Source organism: Asanoa hainanensis, from assembly GCF_900188485.1.
Taxonomy (GTDB): Bacteria; Actinomycetota; Actinomycetes; order Mycobacteriales; family Micromonosporaceae; genus Asanoa; species Asanoa hainanensis.
In genome coordinates this window covers 48570-66434 of sequence record NZ_FZPH01000022.1, presented here as the reverse complement: position 1 = coordinate 66434, position 17865 = coordinate 48570, and the positions used below count along the sequence as shown (strand labels likewise).

The 17865-nt window shown below is 69.6% G+C and carries 21 protein-coding genes; 12 read left to right on the top strand and 9 right to left on the bottom strand.

What is annotated here, in order from left to right; all coding sequences use genetic code 11:
• Positions 1-21 precede the first annotated feature (21 nt).
• Genes CHC05_RS35905 through CHC05_RS35885 form a run of 5 tightly spaced genes read left to right on the top strand, consistent with a single transcriptional unit; the run spans position 22 to position 3666 of the window.
• Positions 22-1104, top strand: coding sequence for an RNA ligase RtcB family protein (locus CHC05_RS35905; RefSeq protein WP_089255091.1), 1083 nt, complete (start codon positions 22-24; stop codon positions 1102-1104).
• Positions 1101-1706: a peptide chain release factor H gene (prfH, locus tag CHC05_RS35900; protein WP_089255090.1), complete on the top strand. Its 606-nt coding sequence runs from the start codon at positions 1101-1103 to the stop codon at positions 1704-1706. Before CHC05_RS35905 ends, prfH begins: the two co-directional genes overlap by 4 nt.
• Positions 1707-1721: 15 nt before the next feature.
• Entirely contained in the window at positions 1722-2288 is a 567-nt protein-coding gene (locus CHC05_RS41865) for a hypothetical protein (RefSeq protein WP_245871391.1), read from the top strand.
• A gap of 29 nt (positions 2289-2317) precedes the next feature.
• Positions 2318-2653, top strand: a complete 336-nt coding sequence (locus CHC05_RS35890; RefSeq protein WP_089255089.1) for a DUF488 domain-containing protein — start codon at positions 2318-2320, stop codon at positions 2651-2653.
• An 11-nt stretch (positions 2654-2664) separates the two neighbouring features.
• Positions 2665-3666: an asparaginase gene (locus tag CHC05_RS35885; protein ID WP_089255088.1), complete on the top strand. Its 1002-nt coding sequence runs from the start codon at positions 2665-2667 to the stop codon at positions 3664-3666.
• Position 3667: 1 nt separating this feature from the next.
• Here CHC05_RS35885 and CHC05_RS35880 read toward each other — a convergent pair whose 3' ends face one another.
• Both CHC05_RS35880 and CHC05_RS35875 read right to left on the bottom strand, forming a co-directional pair.
• Positions 3668-5677 (bottom strand): glycosyl hydrolase family 28-related protein, encoded by a 2010-nt coding sequence (locus tag CHC05_RS35880; RefSeq protein WP_089255087.1) that lies wholly within the window; start codon positions 5675-5677, stop codon positions 3668-3670.
• A gap of 171 nt (positions 5678-5848) precedes the next feature.
• The gene (locus tag CHC05_RS35875) at positions 5849-6541 is read right to left on the bottom strand and encodes an SDR family oxidoreductase (RefSeq protein WP_089255086.1); all 693 of its coding nucleotides are present in this window, start codon (positions 6539-6541) and stop codon (positions 5849-5851) included.
• A gap of 53 nt (positions 6542-6594) precedes the next feature.
• Between CHC05_RS35875 and CHC05_RS35870 the strand changes: the two genes are divergently transcribed.
• The 4 genes from CHC05_RS35870 (at position 6595) to CHC05_RS35855 (ending at position 9465) form a co-directional block, all read left to right on the top strand.
• Positions 6595-7005 (top strand): MerR family transcriptional regulator, encoded by a 411-nt coding sequence (locus CHC05_RS35870; protein ID WP_089255085.1) that lies wholly within the window; start codon positions 6595-6597, stop codon positions 7003-7005.
• Between the two features lie 36 nt (positions 7006-7041).
• A complete protein-coding gene (locus CHC05_RS35865; RefSeq protein WP_179266519.1) occupies positions 7042-7569 on the top strand; it encodes a hypothetical protein in 528 nt (175 codons plus the stop codon).
• Between the two features lie 336 nt (positions 7570-7905).
• On the top strand, positions 7906-8445 hold the full coding sequence (locus CHC05_RS35860) for a hypothetical protein (protein ID WP_179266518.1): 540 nt from the start codon (positions 7906-7908) through the stop codon (positions 8443-8445).
• A 156-nt stretch (positions 8446-8601) separates the two neighbouring features.
• On the top strand, positions 8602-9465 hold the full coding sequence (locus CHC05_RS35855) for an aldo/keto reductase (RefSeq protein ID WP_089255083.1): 864 nt from the start codon (positions 8602-8604) through the stop codon (positions 9463-9465).
• A 715-nt stretch (positions 9466-10180) separates the two neighbouring features.
• Here the strand turns inward: CHC05_RS35855 and CHC05_RS35850 are convergent.
• The gene (locus CHC05_RS35850; RefSeq protein WP_089255082.1) at positions 10181-10651 is read right to left on the bottom strand and encodes a hypothetical protein; all 471 of its coding nucleotides are present in this window, start codon (positions 10649-10651) and stop codon (positions 10181-10183) included.
• 104 nt (positions 10652-10755) lie between these two features.
• Between CHC05_RS35850 and CHC05_RS35845 the strand changes: the two genes are divergently transcribed.
• A complete protein-coding gene (locus CHC05_RS35845) occupies positions 10756-11601 on the top strand; it encodes an aldo/keto reductase (protein WP_089255081.1) in 846 nt (281 codons plus the stop codon).
• Positions 11602-11812: 211 nt separating this feature from the next.
• Here CHC05_RS35845 and CHC05_RS35840 read toward each other — a convergent pair whose 3' ends face one another.
• Entirely contained in the window at positions 11813-12115 is a 303-nt protein-coding gene (locus CHC05_RS35840; RefSeq protein ID WP_218824783.1) for a DUF1905 domain-containing protein, read from the bottom strand.
• Between the two features lie 103 nt (positions 12116-12218).
• Between CHC05_RS35840 and CHC05_RS35835 the strand changes: the two genes are divergently transcribed.
• Positions 12219-13193, top strand: a complete 975-nt coding sequence (locus CHC05_RS35835; RefSeq protein ID WP_089255080.1) for an aldo/keto reductase — start codon at positions 12219-12221, stop codon at positions 13191-13193.
• On the opposite strand, the gene CHC05_RS35830 is transcribed toward CHC05_RS35835, so the two are convergent.
• The 5 genes from CHC05_RS35830 to CHC05_RS35810 form a co-directional block, all read right to left on the bottom strand.
• Positions 13190-14143, bottom strand: a complete 954-nt coding sequence (locus CHC05_RS35830; protein WP_425426896.1) for a DNA polymerase domain-containing protein — start codon at positions 14141-14143, stop codon at positions 13190-13192. The two genes, CHC05_RS35835 and CHC05_RS35830, sit on opposite strands and share 4 nt — an antisense overlap.
• A gap of 5 nt (positions 14144-14148) precedes the next feature.
• Positions 14149-15075 (bottom strand): AraC family transcriptional regulator, encoded by a 927-nt coding sequence (locus CHC05_RS35825; RefSeq protein ID WP_179266517.1) that lies wholly within the window; start codon positions 15073-15075, stop codon positions 14149-14151.
• Between the two features lie 352 nt (positions 15076-15427).
• Positions 15428-15847, bottom strand: coding sequence for a hypothetical protein (locus tag CHC05_RS35820; protein ID WP_144022921.1), 420 nt, complete (start codon positions 15845-15847; stop codon positions 15428-15430).
• Positions 15844-16263: a hypothetical protein gene (locus CHC05_RS35815; protein ID WP_144022920.1), complete on the bottom strand. Its 420-nt coding sequence runs from the start codon at positions 16261-16263 to the stop codon at positions 15844-15846. Before CHC05_RS35815 ends, CHC05_RS35820 begins: the two co-directional genes overlap by 4 nt.
• A 75-nt stretch (positions 16264-16338) precedes the next feature.
• Positions 16339-16692 carry a hypothetical protein gene (locus CHC05_RS35810; protein WP_144022919.1) on the bottom strand — a complete coding sequence of 118 codons (354 nt, stop codon included), beginning with the start codon at positions 16690-16692 and terminating at the stop codon, positions 16339-16341.
• 153 nt (positions 16693-16845) lie between these two features.
• Between CHC05_RS35810 and CHC05_RS35805 the strand changes: the two genes are divergently transcribed.
• Complete coding sequence (locus CHC05_RS35805; protein ID WP_089255139.1) at positions 16846-17475, top strand: TetR/AcrR family transcriptional regulator; 630 nt, start codon at positions 16846-16848, stop codon at positions 17473-17475.
• Positions 17476-17865 lie beyond the last annotated feature (390 nt).

Genomic DNA, 17865 nt, shown 5'->3' with positions numbered 1-17865 from the left:
GTCTTCGAAGAGAGAACGTCCTTGTCTGTCACCGTATTCGCTTCCGCCCGCAGTTGGATCGAGTCCGCCGCCGTCGACCAGTGTCACCAGGTCGCCGCGCTCGACGGGATGGTCCACGTCGCGGGCATGCCCGACCTGCACCCCGGCAAGGGCGCGCCGATCGGCGCCGCCATGGCCTCGACCGTGCTCTACCCGTTCCTCGTCGGCTCCGACATCGGGTGCGGCATCGCGGTGTTCCCGGTCGGCCTCAAGCGGGCCGTGCCTGAGCGCCTGGCCCGCAAGTTCCCCAACCTCGACGACGAGCTGACCGACGACGACCCGGCCTGGGACGCGCTGACCACGGACATCCCGGGCGGTCACCTGGACGGCCTCGGCACCGTCGGTCGTGGCAACCACTTCGTCGAGCTCGCCCGCATCGGCACGGTCTTCGAACCCGACCACGCGGCGCGGCTCGACCTGGACAAGGGCAGCCTCGTGCTCATCGTCCACAGTGGCTCGCGTGGCCTCGGCGAGCGCATCCTGCGGGCCCACACCGAGGCACACGGGGCCGGGCCGGCCTCGGACCCCGAAAGCTACCTGACCCAGCACGACATCGCGGTGCGCTGGGGTTCGCTGAACCGACGTCTCATCGCCGCGCGCGTGCTGCGCGCCCTCGGCGCCCGGATGACCGAGCCGATCGTCGACCTGAGCCACAACCTGGTCGAGGTTCGCGACGGCGGTTACCTGCACCGCAAGGGTGCCGCGCCCGGCGACGGTCGGGACGTGCTCATCGCCGGCACCCGCGGCACCCACTCGTACCTCGTCGCCGCCCATGCCGGTCCCGAGGCCAACCGGTCGGTGGCGCACGGCGCGGGACGCAAGATGTCCCGTGCCGACGCGCTGCGCCACGGCAAGGCCAAGCACACCGTTGAAGGACTCCGCCGCACCGCGCTCGGGTCCATCGTGGTGTGTGGCGACCGGCAGTTGCTGTTCGAGGAGGCGCCCACGGCGTACAAGCGGATCGAGCAGGTGGTCGCCGACCTCACCGACCACGGGTTGGCGACCCCGGTGGCCACGACCGTCCCACTGGTGACCTACAAGACCGCCGAGCGGGGGCGGTCGTGAGACACCTGCTCATCTCGGCCGGTCGGGGCCCGCAGGAGTGCGCTTGGGCGGTGGCCCGGTTGACCAGCCGCCTGGAAGCCGAGGCGGCCCGACTCAAAGCACAGGTCGAGCGGATCGAGACCGTCGCCGGCGAGCGCACCGGCACGTACCGCTCGATCCTGCTCGGCATCGACGGCCCGGGCGCCGACCGGCTGGTCGCGGCCTGGACGGGCACCCTGTGCTGGCAGGCGCCCAGCCCCTACCGGGCGAGCACGGGCCGAAAGAACTGGCACGTCATCGCCAGCCCGCACACGCCGGACCGTGCCCATACGGCCTTCCGCGAAGCCGACATCGACTTCGCGCCCTGTCGCACCGGTGGTCCCGGCGGGCAGCACCGCAACAAGGCGAGCACGGCCGTACGCGCGACGCACCGTCCCTCCGGCACCGTGGTCGTCGTCGACACCGAACGCCAGCTCAGCCACAACCGCCGCCTCGCCATCGAACTGCTGCGGGAGCGACTCGCCCGCACCGACCACGACGCCGACCGCGCCCGCGACGCGGCGCGTCGCCACATCCACGACGAGCTCGTACGCGGTAATCCCGTGCGGGTCGAGCGCCCTTAACCGTTCAATGGACGAATGGACGGCATGGAGGTCGGCAAGGACGGGCGGACCTGGCGGATCGGCGCGGCCGCCGACGTCGCGTGGCTGGCCGAGGGCCGCACCGCGGAAGGGCTGTCGATCACCACGGCGATCCCGCCGATCTACGCGGGATATGCCACGTTCTACCCGCTGAACCGGATTAGCTTCGCCGCCCACGAACGCGCCGTAGTCGACGTTCTGATCGCACAGACCCCGCCTCAGCCCTGGTGGCTGGGCTACCTGGAGACCGGCGCGCACGACATCGTCTTCCCGGAAGCGCCGCGGGTGCCGCTCTACTGGGACTGGCCCTACGTGCTGGTCGAGGCCGGCCCGGACCAGGCCCTCACCTGGCGCACCGGCCACATGCGCGGCGACGGGTCGCTGCCCGACCTGTTCTTCCCCAGAGACCGCTCATGGCTCGTCTCGGCGCTCTGGGACGACACCTGGACCGACATCGGCGGCCCCGCGCCGTTGATCACCGCGCTGTGCCAAGACCCGCTGGTCAATGCCCGCGCCGTCGACCCCGACGAGGATCCTCTGCCGCCCGGGCTAATCCGCGACTGAACCGATTCGGGAGCGATAGGTTGGGAAAGATGCGGCTACGACGGGTGTACGACGAGGTCGAACCGGGCGACGGCACGCGCGTGCTGGTCGACCGGATCTGGCCGCGCGGCGTACGCAAGGGCAGCTTCGACGAGTGGCTCAAAGACGTGGCGCCGTCCACCGAGCTGCGGCACTGGTACGGGCACGACCCGGACAAGTTCACCGAGTTCCGCCGGCGCTACCTGGCCGAGCTCAAGGCACCGGAGCAGGCCGCCGCGCTGGACCAGCTCCGCTCCCTCCAGCAGCAGGGCCCGGTCACGTTGCTCACGGCGACCAAGGACGTTGAGATCAGCCACCTCGAGGTCCTGGCCAAGCTGCTGCAATAGAGTCCAGCACCATGCCTACCGTCGCCGTGTTCTCGCTGGGCGGCACGATCGCCATGACCACCGGCACAGACGGCGGGGTCGTGCCCGCGCTCGGAGCCGCCGACCTGGTGGCCGCCGTGCCGGGGCTCGCCGAAACCGGGATCAGTGTGGAGGTCACCGACTTCCGGCGGCTGCCGGGCGCGGGTCTCGGCTTCGCAGACCTCGCAGCACTGGTCGCCGCGGCCGCCGAGACGGGTTCTGACGGCATTGTCGTCACGCAGGGCACCGACACGATCGAGGAGACCGCGTACGCGCTCGATCTGTTGTGGACGCACGACACGCCCCTGGTGGTCACCGGCGCGATGCGTAACCCGACGCTGGCGGGCGCGGACGGCCCGGCCAACCTGCTCGCCGCGGTCCGGGTCGCGGCCGTCCCGGAGGCGCGGGGGATGGGCTGCCTCGTCGTGCTGGGCGACGAGATCCACGCTGCCCGCTGGGTGCGCAAGACCCACACCACCAGCCCGGCTGCGTTCCGCTCGCCAGACATCGGCCCGGTCGGTCTGGTCGCCGAGGGACGGCCGCGCCTCCTCACCCGACCGATCCGGCACGGGCTGCGGATCGACGAGCCGACCGCGACGGTACGCACAGGCGTGGTCCCGGTCGTCCTCGGCGACGACGGCGAGCTCCTGCGCCAGGCCGGTGCGGTGCTGGACGGGTTGGTCGTCGCGGCCTTCGGGGTCGGACACGTTCCGGTGAGCACAGTGGACGTCCTGACCGACCTCGCGCACGCCAAGCCCGTCGTGCTCGCCTCGCGGATCGGTGCCGGGCCGGTGCTGGCCCACACCTATGGCTATCCGGGCGCGGAGGCCGACCTGCTCCGCCGAGGGCTGATCGGGGCCGGCGCGCTCGACCCGTACAAGGCGCGGATTTTGCTCCATCTCCTGCTGGCCGCGGGTCAGGATCGCGACGGGGTCGCGGGTGCCTTCGCGACGGTCGACGGGCGGGCGCCCGAGGACGCCCGCCCGCCGAGCTAGCTCACCACTGCGAAGGCGCCGGAGGCACCACGACCGGAGGCCGGTCGTCGCACGTGATCGTGTTGGGCAGCTCCCACGCCGCCAGCCACGGACCGGTGGTGCCGCCGCCGTCGTTGCCGCCGCGGTCGGTCACGCTGAACTCGGAACCGGTCGGCGGGAAGTTGAACGACCCGCAGTTGTTGATGCCGACCGCTCCGACGTTGCGCGCGTCGACGTTCTCGAACGACGCGCCGCCCTTGACTCGGGCGCTGAGCACCGACGTACCCGTGCCGTCGATCCGGACGTCCTTGAAGTGCACGTTGGTGATCGAGTAGAGGTCCTTCACGGTCCACTCGCTGACCATCATGATGGCGTTGTAGGTGCTGTCCAGGTAGTGGTCGCCGGTCACCTGGATGTCCGCGTCGATGTTCTTCTCCAACGCGTAGATCCAGATGGCACCGAGACCGATGTTCCAGTTGAGCTCGTACGTGCCGGCCCGCACGACGGTGTTGTCGGTGATCGACAGCTTGCCGCCGAAGGCCACCGCGCCGAACCGGGAACCGACCTGGATGCCGCTGCCCTCGCGGATCGGGTCGGCGATCAGGTTGCGGGACACGGTGTTGTCGTCGCCGCCGTAGATGGCGATGCCGTTGGCCAACGTCGGCGTCTGCACGGTGTTGCGGTCGAACGTGTTGCGCGCGTTGGCCGTCGTCTCCGACCACATCGCCAACCCGTCGTCACCGGTGTTGCGGACGAAGTTGTTGCGCACCAGCGAGTTCGTGACTCCGATGTAGAAGTTGAGCGCGTCGGCGATCTGGTCCACGACGATGTTGTCGGTCACCTTCGTGTTCGTCATCGGCCCGTCGAACCACAGCCCGACCTTGGTGTGCCGGATGTGCAGCCCGGAGATGGTCGAGTCGCTCATCGCGCCACCGATGCCGTTGACCTGGTCGGTGTCGATCCGCTCGCGTACGTCGCCTTCGATCGAGAAGCCGGACAGGTGCACGTTGCGGCTGCCGCCGTCGGCCGCGTCCTTGCCGTAGAAGCCGACGCCGGTGTGCACCGAGCCGTCCGGCGCGGGCGGGTCCAGCGCGACCTCTTTGCCCTTGATCTTCGTGTACCAGTTGCCCGCGCCTTCGATCGTCACGTTGTCGACGATGATGTGGCGGTTGACCTGGTACGTGCCGGGCGGCACGTACACCTTGAGCCTGGCCAGCTTCGCGATGGCGATCGCCCTCTCGAATGCGCGGGCCGAGTCTCGTGCGCCGGTGGGGTCCGCCCCGAACAGGAGCACATTGGACGCGAGCAGGTTGACGTGCGGTGCCCCCACGAGCTCGGAGTCGAGCAGGTCGATGACGGTCCAGGCCGCGGCCGTGCCCTTGGGCGCGGTCAGCCTTATCTTGGCGCCGGCCTGGTACGTGCGGCCGAGCAGCAGCCGCTCCTCGTCGTAGAAGTGCATCGGCCGGAACGGCTTGGTGATGACGGGAGTGGGGGTGGTCGCGGCCGGCACGCACGCGCACTCGGTGATCCACCAGTCCGGGTGCAGCAGGTCGGCCTGGGGGTCGTTGGTGAACGGGTACTGGTTGTAGAGCCACGCGTACTCGGACGTGAGCGTCATGGTCTTCTTGCCAGCGCCGTTGACGGTGACGTTCAGCGGGGCGCGGATGCCACCGCCGTTGGGCGCGTCCGGGATGCTGTAGCGCACGGTGATCGCGTTGGCCGCCGCGGGCAGCGTGAACTCGACGTACTGTCCAGGTTGGAGCCGGACGGCTGTGCGGCCGGACGCCTCGGCGGGCAGCGTGTAGGCGGTGCGGTCGGGGCCGATGACGGTGCCGTTGGTGGCCGCGTTCTCGGCTTCCTGCTCGAGGAAGTTGACGGAGGCGCCCCGGCCGGCGACCAGCGCCGGGTCCAGCGCGGCGCGGGTCACGACCGGCGCGGTGCCGGCACTGGCCGGACCCGCGATGCCGATCACGCCGAGGCCCAGGGCGGCGACGGACGCGACGGCCAGCAAACGAGATGGTGTCCGTGACATCAAGGACTCGTTTCTGTGGCGAGGTAGGGAAATGGGGACCCTGACCTTAGAGCCATCGATGTCGATTACACAAGCGTCTGTCTATAATTTGCAGAATCTTGTAGTGCGCTTGCAGGTTGGCATCATGTTTTTGCAGAGGTGCGCCTTTCGGTAGCGGCGACGGGGTCCGGGCTACAGAGGTGAACCGATTCGGCGCATCGTGATCGTGCTGATGTCGACGCCCTCGGGTTGGGTCAGGGCCCAGACGATGCTGGCCGCGACCTGCTCGGCCGTGAGGTAGCCGCCTGGCCGACCTGCCGGTGCGCCGCCGACCGGTCCGAAGAAGTCCGTGTCGGTGCCGCCCGGCGAGACGAGCGTGACGCCGACGCCCTGGTCGCTCACCAGTTGGCGGGTGTTGCCGGCGAGGCCGGTCAGCGCCCACTTCGTGGCGCCGTAGATGTTGCCCGGCGTGTGCAGCAGCCCGGCGACGCTGCCGACCAGCACGATGCGGCCGCGGGCTTTGGCGAGATGGGGGAGCGCCGCGCGGATCAGGGCCGCCGGGCCGAGCACGTTGGTGAGGACCATGTCGCGCCAGGCTTCGGGATCGCCGCCGTCGAGGCCGTCGTGCGTGGCGTACCCGGCGTTGGCGACCACGTTGTCGAGCCTCCCGAAGTTGGCCACCGTGCTGTCGACGGCGGCCTGCACCTCGGTGGGCACCGCGCTGTCGGAGACGAGCGTCAGTGCGTCCGGGTTCTCGGTGCTGAACCGTTCAAGTCGATCGGCCCGCCGGCCCGTGACGGCGACGTGCTGGCCCAGGTTCATCAGCTGCCGTGCGGTTGCGGCGCCGATGCCGGACGATCCGCCAGTGATCAGGGTGACTGTCATGGGCGGACCATAGGACTTAGAGCGGGCTCTAGCTCAAGCGCTAACCTGCGGTGATGGCGTACGGAATCGGAGAGGTCGCCGCCCGGACCGGGCTGAGCGTGCACGCGTTGCGTTTCTACGAGCGTGAGGGCTTGTTCGTCGGCCCGATCGTCCGCGACCCGGGCGGCCGGCGCGTCTACTCGGACGGCGACATCGGGTGGGTGGAGCTGTGTGCGCGGCTGCGGGACACGGGGATGCCGCTGGAGACGATCCGGAAGTACGCCGACCTGGTGCGCGACGGGGTGGGCAACGAGCCGGAGCGCCTGGCGCTGTTGCGCGAGCACCAGGATCGGATCGAGTCGCAGATGCGGGAGCTGTCGGTCGGCCTGAGCATGATCAGCTACAAGGTGCGGGTGTACGAGAAGCGCCTGGCCGAGGGCACGGCGGCCGGGCTGTGGTCGGGCGGCAGGTCTTCGGGCGATTAAACCCGAAAAAGACCCATATGACGGTACGTTGACGGCATGGCCGACGCCTCCGACGACACTCCGACGTCGAAGGCCGCTGTGCCCACGCCCGCCGAGCTCCGCCGGGCGTACCGCGAAGAGCTCGCTCCGAACGAACGCTCGGTGCTCTGGTCCTGGCTCGGCTTCACGGTCACCTTCGGCGCGGTCCGGGCGATCACCTACAGCATTCGCCGAGGCGGCACGGGTTTCCACAACGTCAGCATCGGCGGCATCCATCTCCACCACTACATGTGGGGCATCGGCATGGTCAGCGCGGTCGGCGCCCTGGCGGTAGCCGGCTGCGAGGACGTCCGCCGCCATCCCGCGACCGGGGTGGTCTACGGCTCCGGTCTCGCGTTGATCGTCGATGAGTTCGCACTGTTGCTGGACCTCAAGGACGTCTACTGGGCCAGCCAGGGTCGACTCTCGGTCGACCTTGGTGTGGGGATGGTGGCCCTCGGGGGTACGGCGCTGAGCATCCGCCCGATCCTGTCCCGCCTTGCCCGCGACCGTGGGTATACCGGGCGCCGGCCCTCAAACGGTTAACCCGAACCACGCGACCACAGCTGTCGAGTTGGTCCATCCACGCACGTCACGTCACAACCGGACGACCGCGCGGCGCGGCGATTCGGGCGCGTCCCGCCATGACTGGACGACCGCGCGGAGCGGCGATTCGGGCGCGTCCCGCCATGACCAGCGGACCGCGCGGCGCGGCGATTCGGGCACGCCCCGCCACGACCAGCCGACCGCATCCCACCACCGACGGCCGCTTCGCGCGTGCGGCCGGTTGTGCCGTGCCGCGTTCGGATTGCCGCTCCGTGCGTGCGGGCGGTTAACCGGTTGATGCCGTGGCGTCTGGTGTTTCACGCTGGTGGGGTGCGAGTGACTTTCGATCGACCTGCAGACCATGTCTGGGGCTCGATCTTGATCGAGCGCGACGACGGCGTCGTCTATCGAATGAACGCGGGGCCTATCACCGCGGAACTGCCGCACGACCTGGTGCATTTCACCGTCGAGGACGCGATGCGTGTCCCTGACGGCATCTGGGGCGCGATCGCGGGCGGCGTCGTGTTCAAGAGCATGAACCACCAGTCCGGGCGGCGCCCGCCGCACGCGGCTGAGCGGTCGGCCAGGTTGATCCGCGAGTATCGCGATCGCATCCAGCATGCCGAGCTCCTAGGTGGATTCGTCGAGGCAGCGGCCGCGGAGCCGGGCGCTGACCTCCGGAAGCTGACCTCGCAATGGTTTGCGACGCGTCCCGAGGACGCCCCACCGATCGAGGCGGTGCGGGCTGCCATCGAGGCGCTGCGGGTCGCCGCAGAGCGGTGGCGGGCGGTGCCGGTCGGCGGTGGCTTGACGGTCGAGTGGCCGGCGTTTCGCAGCGTCGGAGAGCGTCGGGCGGCCAGGCGCTCGACGCGCTAGGGCGCCGACTGGAGCCGCCGACCGCGAGGTCGCTGTCACAGATCCCCCATATGCCTCAAGATGCTCGAACGAGGGCGTACCGGTGGGTCGGAGCTAGGCTCCGAAGAGGGCGGATCAACCAGGAGCCTCCGATTTGCCTGGGATTGGAGACGCGCCATGCCGAACGCCAGTGCCGCGGGGACCATCGACATCGGTGGGGACATCACCGTTAACCGGTTCGGTTTCGGAGCCATGCGGATCACCGGGCCGGGCATCTGGGGTCCGCCGGAAAGCAAGGAGAACGCCATCGCGGTCCTGCGTCGGGCGGTCGAGCAGGGAATCAACTTCATCGACACGGCGGACTCCTACGGACCCAACGTGAGCGAGGAGCTGATCGCCGAGGCGCTCTATCCGTACCCGGACGATCTGGTCATCGCGACGAAGGCCGGCATGTACCGCACGGGCCCGGACGACGGCGAGGCAGACGGGTTCTGGCCGAAGGACGGGCGTCCGGAACACATCGTCGAGGCCTGCGAGGGGTCGCTGCGGCGTCTTCGACTAGAGCAGATCCCGCTGTTCCAGTTCCACAAAACGGACCCGAAGGTGCCGTTCGAAGAGTCGATGACCGGCGTGGTGCGGCTCAAGGAGGAAGGCAAGGTCCTCCATGTCGGACTGTCCAACGTGACCGAGGAGCAGATCCGCGTCGCCCAGCAGATGGTGCCGATCGTCTCGATTCAGAACCGCTACAACGTCGACGACCGGCGCTCGGAGTCCATCCTGGACCTGTGCGAGGAGGAGCAGATGGTCTTCATCCCGTACGCGCCGATCCAGAACGCGGACAACCCGACGATGGCCGAGATCTCGGAACGACACTCGGCCACTCCACGCCAGGTCGCACTGGCCTGGCTACTCGGCCGCTCGTCGGCAACGCTACCGATCGCGGGCACCGGCGACCCGGCACACCTCGACGACAACATGGCCGCCCTCGACCTGAACCTCACCCGCGCCGAGATCGGGGCCTTGACCCAACTCGGAAGCTGACGGACTCGCACGAGAACAACCTCGCGACCCGAGCGACGCGCCAGCGCCAGGCCGCGCGGGGGATTGGGCAGAGCAGGCAGTGCCGCCGGTGTACGGCGCCGTAGTTCGCGAACAGCGCGCATGGTGCGCGACGCGGTAGTGCGCGGGTGGTGCCGATTGGCCGGCGGGTCGACGGCATCGCGGACGCCGAGGAGCTGGCGACGGGCGCCGAACCGGCGGTGGACCTCGGGGAGCCGGCGGGGTCGAAAGGCGCCCGGCCGGGCGCCCACTGGTGCCGGGGCCGGTGCTTGCGACTGTGCGGACAGTGAGACGTGCGGGCGCGCGGCCCGGCGGTGCGCAGGCAGTCCGATGGTGTGCGGCCCGGCGGCGCGCGGGCCAGTGCTCATGGTGCGCTGTGCGGCCAGTGTCGATGTCGATGGTGTGCGCGCGGCGGTGCACTGGCCAGCAGCCATGGTGCGCTGTGCGGCCAGCGCCGATGGTGTGCGCGCGGCGGTGCACTGGCCAGCAGCCATGGCGCGCTGCGCGGCCAGTGCCGATGGTGCACGGGGCCAGCGGCCATGGTGCGCTGTGCGGCCAGTGCCGATCGTGTGCGGCACGCCGGGCCGTGAGCAGTGCCGTTGGTGCGCGACGCAGCTGTGCGCGGACGGCGTTCGTGATGCGCGGCGCGGCGGCAGTGTGCGGGCGCGCCGAAGGCGCACGCGAAGTCGGAGCGCTGCTAGTCCGACGCGGGTGCCGGGTGTTTCGTGGTCAGTGCCTGCAGGTCGGCCTCGACCAGCGCGCGATCGTCCGCCTCCGCGATGGTCGCTGCCGCCTCGCGCGCCTGCTCCAGCAACGCGGCCGCGGTCGGGTCGCCACCCACGTACGCTGCCCTGGCCAGAGCCTCGTATGCGTACGCCAGGTCGAAGTCGCCTATCTCGTGCTCGACGCAGAGATCGAGACACCGCTGGGCGTGGTAGGTGGCTGGTTCGGCCCGGCCGAGTACCGCGTACACCCGGGAGCACTGCCACTCGCCGCGCACCAGGTTGACCGGTTCACCGACCTGACCCCAATGATGTCGGCTGGCGTGGGCCATGTGCAGCATGGTGTCGTCGTCCGCCGGGGTCCGGTCGGTGCGTTCCAGCAGTTCCCAGACACGGTTGAAGAGCTCCGCCGCGAGCATCCGTTCGTCGCCGACCGCCAACGCCATTCGCCCACCGTACGCAAGTAACCCACCGGAGATACGCTCGCAGCGACGCGGAGGCGGACGCGTGTCGCGCTCACCTCCGATACTTGGATTGGAGTGTCCGCACCATGCCCAACGCCAGTTCCGCGGGGACGATCGACGTCGGCGGAGATCTCACCGTCAACCGGTTCGGTTACGGCGCCATGCGCATCACCGGGCCGGGCATCTGGGGGCCGCCCGCAGACAAGGACGAGGCCATCGCGGTGCTTCGCCGTGTGGTCGACGCCGGCATCAACTTCATCGACACGGCCGACTCCTACGGGCCGAACGTCAGCGAGGAACTGATCGCTGAAGCGCTTCACCCGTACCCGGAGGATCTGGTCATCGCCACCAAAGGTGGCCTGCTCCGGCCCGAACCGTTCGTGGGCTGGCCCGCCGACGGGCGACCGGAGCACCTACGCGAGGTTTGTGAGGGATCGTTGCGCCGGCTCAAGGTCGAGCAGATCCCGCTCTACCAGTTCCACCGGCCTGACCCGAATGTGCCGTTCGAGGACTCGATCGGTGAACTGGTTAAGCTCAAGGACGAGGGCAAGATCCGGCATATCGGGCTGTCGAACGTCAACGAGATGCAGATCCGCGCCGCGCAGCGGCTGACGCCGATCGTCTCGATCCAGAACCGCTACAACGTCGACGACCGCGTCTCGGAGACCATCGTCGACCTGTGCGAGCAGGAGTCGATGGTGTTCCTGCCGTGGGCGCCCATCCAGGATCTCGACAAGAACCCGACCATCCACGAGATCGCCGAGCGGCACTCGGCGTCGGCCCGCCAGGTCGTGCTCGCCTGGCTACTCGGCCGGTCGCCGGCGATGCTGCCGATCCCGGGCACCGGGGACCTCGCGCACCTCGACGACAACCTGGCCGCTCTCGACCTCAAGCTGTCGCAGGCAGAAATCGCGAGCCTAACCAGGGCCTGAGCCGAGTTGGGGTGCCGGTTCGGCCGAGGCCGGCGCCCCCTTCCCCGGGCTTTCGGGTCGTGGCCGAGGCGTGCGTGGCGGTCGGGCTGGCTAGCCTGTAACGCCTTCCAGGGCCACCGGGTCCGGTGGCCCTGTCGCGGCCGTCCGCGTCTGGCCCGACGACCCGCAGCGCGACCCCAGGGGTGGCACCCCGGGTGGGATCGCTCGCCGGTCAGACCTCGACCACCTCGATGCTCACCGTCGCGACGTCGCCCGCGTCGAGCCCTTCCGCCCGCCGGACGGCCCGCTTCAGCGGCAGCACGTAGGACCCGCTCGCGCTGTCCGGAAAGACCGATGTGCGCCACACGCTCGAGCCGATGGCGACCTGAACCCGCACCGAGCCGAACCCGCGGCGGCCGCCGCCGGTGCGGTCACGGATCTCCGCGGAAGCATCGATCGGCAGCGTGACGAACACCCAGCTGTCGTCGCGCCGTGCTTCCCAGACCCACAGCTCGGCGTCGAAAGAGAACTTCACCGGTTCAGCATCACATCGCACTACGACATTTCCGGCCGTACACCTAGAGCTAGGGTCGAAAACAGGGGCCGCGGAGGCCGGCTCCGGAACAGGAACAACCGCGATGAGAAACGTCTCGCTCGGCGGTGACCTCGAGGTTTCCCGTCTCGGGCTCGGTTGCATGGGCATGTCCGCCTACTACGACGGGTACGGCGACGACCCGGAGTCCGTGCGTACCATCCACCGGGCCCGGGAACTGGGCATCACGCTGCTCGACACGGCCGAGGTCTACGGCCCGTTCATCAACGAGGAACTGGTCGCGCGGGCGGTCGCGAACCGGCGCGACGACTACGTGATCGCGACCAAGTTCGGTCAGCTCACCCATCGCGCGGGGCCGGTCGTGCGCAAGCTCGACAGCTCGCCCGAGAACATCCGGGTCGCCGTCGAAGGCTCGTTGCGTCGGCTCGGCACCGACCGGATCGACCTGCTCTACCAGCACCGGGTCGACCCCACCGTGCCGATCGAGGAGACCGTCGGTGAAATGGCCCGGCTGGTCGCCGACGGCAAGGTACTCCACATCGGACTCTCCGAGGCCTCGGCCGAGACGATCCGCCGGGCGCACGCGATCCATCCGATCGCCGCACTGCAATCCGAGTACTCCCTGTGGACCCGGGACATCGAGGACGCGGTGCTGCCGCTGCTCCGCGAGCTCGGCATCGGCCTGGTCGCGTACTCCCCGCTGGGCCGAGGCTTTCTCACCGGCCGCTACACGAGCCCGCAGGACCTGCCCAGCGACGACTTCCGCAGCACCATTCCCCGGTTCAGTGGCGAGCACTTCGCCGACAACCTGCGGATCGTCGACGAGGTACGCGCGGTCGCCGACGAAGCCGGTGCCACTCCGGCCCAGGTCGCCATCGCCTGGCTGCTGGCGCAGGGTCCGGACATCGTGCCGATCCCTGGCACGACGCAGGTCTTCCGGCTGGAGGAGAACGTCGCCGCGGAGTCGCTGGTGCTGACCGGCGACCAGCTCAACCGGTTAAGCGCGATTCGCCCGCCGACCGGCGACCGTTATGCCGACATGAGCTCCATCGACCGTTAGGACTCCGCCCGCTTCTCCCGCGCGCGACGCTTGCCTTCGTGCATGGCGACCACGCGGGCGATCGGGATGGTGTGTCCCTCCTCGACCAGGCCGGGGTCGAGCCGTTGCGGCGGCGGCATCAGCTCCGCCCACGGGTCACCCGAGCCCAGCGCCGCAGCCGCCGTGTGAACCGTGTAATCGGTGGGTACGGCCGCCTCCAGGGAGCCCCAAGGCACCGGGAACGAAACTGGAACGCCAGGGCGCAGGCGCGGGCTGTAGGCCGACACCACTGTCGCCCCGCCCGCTCGGGTGGAGTCGAGGAAGACCTTGCCCTCGCGCTGCTCGACGATGAACGCGGTGGTCGCGAGCGCCGGGTCGAGCCGCTCGGCCCGCGCCGCGATCGCCCGCGTCGCGGCCGCCACGTCGTCGTGGGCCGGCCCGTCGGCCAGGGGTACGAACACGTGCGCGCCCTTGGCTCCACTGGTCTTGGCGGCGCCGGCCATCCCGCACGCGGTGAGCACCTCGCGCACCAGCAGCGCCGCCTGGGCGGCCAACCGAAACGGTTCACCTTCGGGTGGGTCCAGATCCATGATCAGGTGCGTCGGGTGTGCCCAGTCGGTGTGCAGAGCCAGACCGGGGTGGTACTCGACCGCCCGCTGGTTGGCGAACCAGACCAGAGTCCGCCGGTCGTTGCACAGCCCGTAGCTGACCATCCGCCGGGATCGGTCGGCCCACACGTCGGCGCGGGCGACCCAGTCGGGCGTGTACTTGGGGAGGTTCTTCTGCATGAACGGCGGCTGCCCGGGCCGCACCCGGATCACCGACAGCGGCCGGTCCCGCAGGGCCGGAACCATGCGTTCGTGCACGGCATCCAGATAGTCGACCAGGTCGCGCTTGGTCGCGCCGGCGCCGTCGAACAGCTCCTGGTCGAGGTTGGTCAGCGGCACTCCGTCGCGCTCTTCACCAGCCATGGGCCCTATGTTTCCACGACGGAGCGGCGCCGGTACGCACTCGGCGACAGCCCGTTCCACCCCCGGAACGCTCGATGGAACGAGGTCGGGTCGGTGAAACCGAGCAGGAACGCGACCTCGCCGTCGGTGAAGCCGGTGCCCGCGAGGTACCCGCGGGCGTGCTCGTTGCGCACCTCGTCGAGCAGCCGCCGGAACGTGGTGCCATGTTCGTGCAGTTGGCGCTGCAGCGCGCGCCCACTCATGGCGAGGTCCCGCGCGACGCCGTCGACGGTCGGCCGCTGGCCGCGCAGCCGGTCCGCGATGGCGCGGCGCACGCGGGCGAGCGCGTCGTCGGCGGCGGCCGGCGTGCGTTTCTCGAGGTACGGCAGCAGCGCGCGCAGTAGGTCGGGATTGTGGCTGAGGAACGGCCGGGCGGCGTCGGCCGCCCCGAACGCGATCGTGGTGACCGGCCGGCCGAGGTGGATCGGGCAGCGGAAGTAGTCGTGGTGAGCCAGGTTAACCGTTTCAGCGGTGAGCTCGATCCGGCGCGGTGCCAGGTCGGGAACGCGGGTGGCGCGCCGTGCCACCTCGACCAGGAAGGCGAGCTCGGCGTCGACCAGCACGCCGGGCGGGCGCTCGCCGGGCCAACGCCAGACGAGCGTGACCAACGCATCCGAAGTGGACAGATCGAGGGTCTCCGGCGTCAGAATGCGCTTGTACGCGGCCACGGTAGCGAGCGCGGCACCCACGGTGGCGGCACCGAAGACGGCGAGAAAGAGCGGTTCAGTGTGGTCAGCCCGGAGCGCCTGGGCCAGCCGGATGCCGATCGCGGGATCGCGGCTCGCGTCGCCAACCGCCTGCCAGAGCGCGAAGTAGTCCGGCACCGTCAGCCGGGCTCCCGGAACGTCGAGCAGCCGGGGCGGAAGGTTCGCCAGGGCCAGCACGTCAGCCACCGCGACACCCTGCTCGGCCAGCGCCGACGCGAGTCCGACCGGAGGCTTACAGCGAGCGGCCGTCATCGCTCACCGCCTGAATGGCGCTGGCGGAGTGGTTGGGGGGCTTGCGGTGCGTGGTTGTCATTGCTCGCCCTCCGACCAGAGGCTGGCGACCCGCTCGACCGGCTTGCGCGGCGTGGATGTCATTGCTCACCGTCGGGCAGCGTGGCGGCGAGCTTGATCGGTGGCATGCCGCAGATGTCATTGCTCACCGTCCGACGGCGTGGGCGGCGAGCCCGACCGGTGGTATGCCACGGATGGACGTCATTTTCTCACCGAACGGCTCGTCGCGACCAGGGTTGGTGACTGGCTACAGCGCGCGGACGTCGCCGGTGACCGGCCGGCCGGCGGTCACGATCGCCACCGTCAGGAGCGACCCGAGCAGGTAATGGCTGGGGATCGCGGCGACGATCGCGACCTTGGCCTGTGTCGTGGCGAAGATGCCGTCGTCGCGTAGGGCCAGCCACATCATCCAGTCGACAGTGGCGCTGCCGAACTGGTAGGCCGCCAGCGCGCCCGCGATGCCCCGGTGCGGTTGGCGGCGCAGCAGCCAGGCGATGGCAGCCTGGACGGCCAGTGAGACACCGAGCAGCTTCAGCGTCCAGTGGCCGTCGGCGTCGAGGCGGAACCCGTACAACGGCTCGACCAGTCCTGGTGGGGTGAGGGCGACCACCGCGTACGCCGCTTCCACTACCGCGACGAGGGCGAGTGCCCTGCTCAACCGGTTCATGCCGGGACCGGGCGCGGCGTGGCCGGGCGGTTGGTGAGCAGCTGCCACGGGGTGCGGCCGAGCACTATCGGCAGGCCAACGAGAGTGCCCGCCACCAGCACCAGGTCGCCCGCCGCGAGCAGCGTGACGAAGGTGCCCGCGCTCTCGCCGAAGCCGAGCGTGAACGTCGCGATCACGAAGCTGAACCGGATAATGCCGTTCCAGAACGGGAACGCCCCGTACACCTGGAGGTCTGTCGCGGACAGCAGCAGCACGATGCCGGCGAACAGCCCCATGAGGGCGGGCAGCCAGACCCAGAAGTCGGAGTACGGCGGCGCGACGCCGAACGTGTCGAGGGCGCCCGGCGTCAGGAAGACGATCACCGCGCTCGCGTTGTACAGGCCGGCGGCGCGGACGAACCAGGTCATGAAGCGCATGACCCGAGCATCCGCGCCGCCGGTTGGGCCAGACAATGGCAAACCGCGCCAGCCGGCTGGCCGAACCCGCCTGCGTCAGTCGGGGGGTGGGGTGTGCATCAACCAACGCAGGACGAGACCGGCGATGTAGGCGAGGCCGAAGGCGACGAACTGCCACAGCGCGTCGTGGCCACGCCAGGACAGCACGCCCATGTCTCCGGCGATGAAGCCGACGAACAGGAAGTACGTGATGACCGCGAGGCCGAGGCTGTAACGCCAGTCGGGGATGAGGACCGCGCCCACGATGGTCGCGATCGCCAGGCCGGCCATTCCGAGCGGGAGGGGCGCCGAGGCCAGCATGATCGTGAGTACGACGACCGCGACGGAGCCGATTCCCAGCTCGAGTCCGGGGGTCACCCGGGGAGTCGTCGGGTGCCGAGTTGTTGCCATGCGCCCAGCTCAGCGCCGGTACGAACGCACATCCACGATCTTGACGGCTTCGCTATGCGGGTCGGGCGTGTCTTGACGTACCCCTGATTTGTGCCCTGCTTCACACGCTAAAACTTTTCGCGTCGTGCAAGATTAACCGGTAAAGTGATCGGCATGAGCACCGCACCCGCGCTCGGTCGTCGCGACCGGAAGAAGCTGGCCACCAGGGCCGCGCTCTCCGCCGCGGCCCTGCGGTTGGTGGCCGAACACGGGCTCGAGCACGTCACGGTCGAGCAGATCAGCGAGGCGTGCGACGTGTCCTCGCGGACGTTTTTCAACTACTTCGCCAGCAAGGACGAGGCGGTGCTCGGCAGCGACAGCGAGATCGGGGGGACGCTCGAGCTGTTCCGTTCGCTGCCGGCCGACATCGGCCTGTTCGAGGCGCTGCGGCTGGCGTTCGTGCCGGTGATCCACCAGATGGAGGACCACCGCGAGACGGTCAGTCTGCGGATGCGGGTGGTCGCCGACAACCCGCAGTTGCTGCCGCGGCTGCTCGCCACCAGCGTCGAGTCCGAGCTGGCAGTGGCGGCGGCGGTGGCGGAGCGGCTCGGGTTGCCGGCCGGGCACAGCTACCCAGGGGTCGCGGCGGCCGTCACCGGTGCCGCGTTTCGGGTCGCGCTCATGCGGTGGGCCAATCCGGATCCCGGAGACCGACCGACCATCCTGGCGAAGCTGGTCGACGAGGCGTTCGACCTTGTTGCCAGCGGCTTAACCGAGCCAGCACGAAATGGTGAGCCGCGATGAAGGCGTGAGTCGCGGCGGTGGGCCGACCGTTGGGGCGAATGCTCTTGGGACCCAGTCGGCTCCGGAGAGCTGGCGATCCCGCGAGCTGAGCCAGCCCGAGTGGGCTGGCCAAGCCTCGAAGCTGAGTCATCCCGCGAGGTGAGCCCATCCCGAGAGGGCTGGCCAAGCCTGGAAGCCGAGTCATCCCGCGAGGTGAGCCCAGTCCGAGTGGGCTTGCCAACCTTGGAAGCTGAGTCATTCCGCGAGCTGAGCCCATCCCGAGAGGGTTGGCCAACCCGAAAGCTGACCCATTCCGACGAACTGAGCCACCCGGACAAACTGAGCCATCCCGAGAAGGCTGGCCATCCGGAGAAGCTGACCCATCCCGACAAGCTGAGCCACCCAAACAAG